Below are 2,492 nucleotides of genomic sequence, written 5' to 3' on the forward strand. Positions count from 1 at the left end.
GGGAGCCACCAACGTTCTACGGGCAGGGCTTGTCCGTCGCAACGCCCGCCAGGGTTAGCGAGAAGCCCCCGGCTTCAGCCGGGGGAGGAGTCACGCTGTCCGCCGCGATCCGGCGGGTCCGGCCGCTGCTGGCGGCGCGCGGGTTCGCCGTGCCCGACCAGCCCGGCATCCGGCTGCGCACCATCGAGGACGTGAACGCCCGCCAGGCCTCGTGGCTGAAGCCGAGAGCCGGCCCGTGAGGGTCCTTGCTGTCGCGGACCGGGACGATGTCCGAGATGCCGTCGGCAACTTCGACGCAGTTGCCGCTTTCGCCGCCGCTGTAGCTGCTCTTGCGCCACATCAAGTCAGTGGACATGCGTGCCCTTCCGAGCTGGCCGATCGGGAGGCCCCCGCGCGCTTCGCGGGGGCCTCCCCAAGGCAGAGGTTCAGAGGGTGGTCGGGAAGTCGCCGGCCTGGATGCCGGTGATGAACGCCCGCCAGGCCTCGGGGCTGAAGCCGAGAGCCGGCCCGTGGGGGTCCTTGCTGTCGCGGACGGCGACGCCGTTCGAGTCGGCAAGTTCGACACAGTCGTCGTTTGGATTGCTATAACTGCTCTTTCGCCAGGACAGGTCAGTCGTCACCGCGGGTGCCCCTCTTGAGCTGCCGATCGGTGTCTAGGGGTGGCCCCACGAGTGCTGTGGGGCCACCCCAGGGTAGGCAGTATTGGGGTGCCTTGGGGAGGGGCGCCTGCGCGGATGGCCGAGAAGACCGCCTGTCGCCCCTGGGGGCTTGGCGTGAGGATTCGTCAGCGATCTTGTGGGGCGCTCATCTGTCGTGAGGGCCGCCCCGCGAGCCTCGCGGGGCGGCCCAGACGTCTGTTGTTCAGGGTGTGGTGGGGAAATCATCTGTCCTGACGCCTGCAACGAATGCCCGCCAGGCGTCGGCGGTGAAGTTCAAGACAGGGCCGTGAGGATCTTTGCTGTCGCGGACCGGGATGGCTCCGGTGATGCTGTCGGCGACTTCGATGCAGTCGCCGTCGCCATCGCTGTACGTGCTCTTTCGCCAGACGACGGTCTGGAAGTGATCTATCACGTGTCGTACTCCTCTGCGACGTTCCTCAGCCACGAGATGGCCTTCTCGGGCTGCACCGATGAGGCCATGAGTCGGTGGAAGACATCCTCATGGCGAGCAATCTCGGATTGCTCCTCGATGTAGGTCTTGCTGGTGATGTTCTCCGAGTAGACGACGGTGCCAGGGATGTCGCTGAAGGAGAGGATCGAGAACGACGAGCCCATGGCTGCATGTGCTCCTGCAGAAAACGGGAGGACCTGCGCGGTGATGTTCGGTCGTTCTTCCGCAAGGTCGGCGATGTGCCTGAGCTGCTCGGCCATGACGGCGCTGCCGCCGATCGGTCGCCGTATCACGGCCTCGCCGATGATCGCCCAGACGTGAGGCGGGTTGTTTCGATCGAGGATCCGCTGCCGTTCCATGCGGAGGGCGAGCCTGCGCTCGACTTCTTCGGCTGAATCTCCGGGCTTCATCGACCGGATGACGTTCCGTGCGTAGGCTTCGGTCTGCAGGATCCCAGGAACCAGCTCGCAGTGGAATGCGAGAATCTTCGTGGCATCTGATTCGAAGCCCACGTAGGCGCGGAATCGCTCTGGGATGGCCTCGCCGAACGCGTGCCACCAGCCCTGCTGGCGGCTCTGGCGCGTCATGCTGAGGAAGTGCTTCACCTCATCGGGCGAAGTGACTCCGTAGTGAGCCAAGAGTTTGGCCGCGTCGCGCTCTTGTAGCGGCACCAAGCCACTTTCGATGCGGCTGAGCTTGGAGGCTGACCAACCCAGTGCGGCGGCGACGTCCTTGGCGTTCATCTCGTGCGATGCGCGCAACTTGCCGAGCTCGCCGCCGAGCCTACGCCGCAGCACGGTCGGACTGCTCATGCGTCACTCTCCCTGGCTGTTCGCTTCGTTGCATAGTTTGCCACCCCTCCGGGAGCTCAACCATCCCTCAAGATCATGCAATTGCTTGAGAGAAGCAGTTGCATGCAATTGCCCGATGAGGGCATGCTACAGGGAGTAGTCCGACGGTTCGCCTGAGTGATCAAGGTGGGCTTGTTGCCGGGCATTCCTTTGCTTCGCCCGGGCGCCACCTTCCTCAACCGCCGCTCCCAGAAGGTGACTTCGCCATGTCCGTCAACATCTCTTCCATCTGGCTGCCGCGCAGCCGTCGAGCGCCGGGCGAGGCGCGGCGGCGGCTCTCCTTGCTCCTCGCCGGCGTCCCGCACGGCGGTCGCTTCCTCGAACCCGGGCTCCTCGCCGTCTCCGAGCTCGTGACCAACGCCGTGCTCCACGGGACGCCCACCGGGTACCTCATCTACCTCGCGCTCGACGTCTCCCCCTCCCGTCTCCGCATCGAGGTCCACGACGCCCGTGGCGACCGCGCGCCCGTCCTCTCCCCGCCCGGCCTCGACGACGAGGCCGGGCGGGGGCTCCAGATCGTCAAATCCGTCA

Annotated in this window: 5 protein-coding genes; 1 reads left to right on the forward strand and 4 read right to left on the reverse strand. The window is 65.9% G+C overall.

Features of this window, described 5'->3' with window-relative positions:
* Positions 1-16: 16 nt before the first annotated feature.
* From ACFXDE_RS43785 to ACFXDE_RS43800, 4 genes are all read right to left on the reverse strand, one after another.
* Positions 17-355 (reverse strand): DUF397 domain-containing protein, encoded by a 339-nt coding sequence (locus ACFXDE_RS43785; RefSeq protein ID WP_380499795.1) that lies wholly within the window; start codon positions 353-355, stop codon positions 17-19.
* A gap of 70 nt (positions 356-425) precedes the next feature.
* Positions 426-620: a DUF397 domain-containing protein gene (locus tag ACFXDE_RS43790; RefSeq protein ID WP_380499797.1), complete on the reverse strand. Its 195-nt coding sequence runs from the start codon at positions 618-620 to the stop codon at positions 426-428.
* A 241-nt stretch (positions 621-861) separates the two neighbouring features.
* Entirely contained in the window at positions 862-1,071 is a 210-nt protein-coding gene (locus ACFXDE_RS43795; protein WP_380499798.1) for a DUF397 domain-containing protein, read from the reverse strand.
* Positions 1,068-1,922: a helix-turn-helix domain-containing protein gene (locus ACFXDE_RS43800; protein WP_380499799.1), complete on the reverse strand. Its 855-nt coding sequence runs from the start codon at positions 1,920-1,922 to the stop codon at positions 1,068-1,070. The genes ACFXDE_RS43795 and ACFXDE_RS43800 overlap by 4 nt, the downstream gene beginning before the upstream one ends.
* 245 nt (positions 1,923-2,167) lie before the next feature.
* Between ACFXDE_RS43800 and ACFXDE_RS43805 the strand changes: the two genes are divergently transcribed.
* Positions 2,168-2,492, forward strand: a 325-nt coding sequence (locus tag ACFXDE_RS43805) for an ATP-binding protein (RefSeq protein WP_380499801.1), incomplete at its 3' end; no start/stop codon positions are given.

It is taken from the genome of Kitasatospora sp. NPDC059408 (genome assembly GCF_042751525.1).
Lineage (GTDB): Bacteria > Actinomycetota > Actinomycetes > Streptomycetales > Streptomycetaceae > Kitasatospora.

Coding starts and splice junctions, on each gene's coding strand:
- ACFXDE_RS43785 (WP_380499795.1), bottom strand. CDS start 355: ATGTCCACTGACTTGATGTGGCGCAAGAGCAGCTACAGCGGCGGCGAA.
- ACFXDE_RS43800 (WP_380499799.1), bottom strand. CDS start 1,922: ATGAGCAGTCCGACCGTGCTGCGGCGTAGGCTCGGCGGCGAGCTCGGC.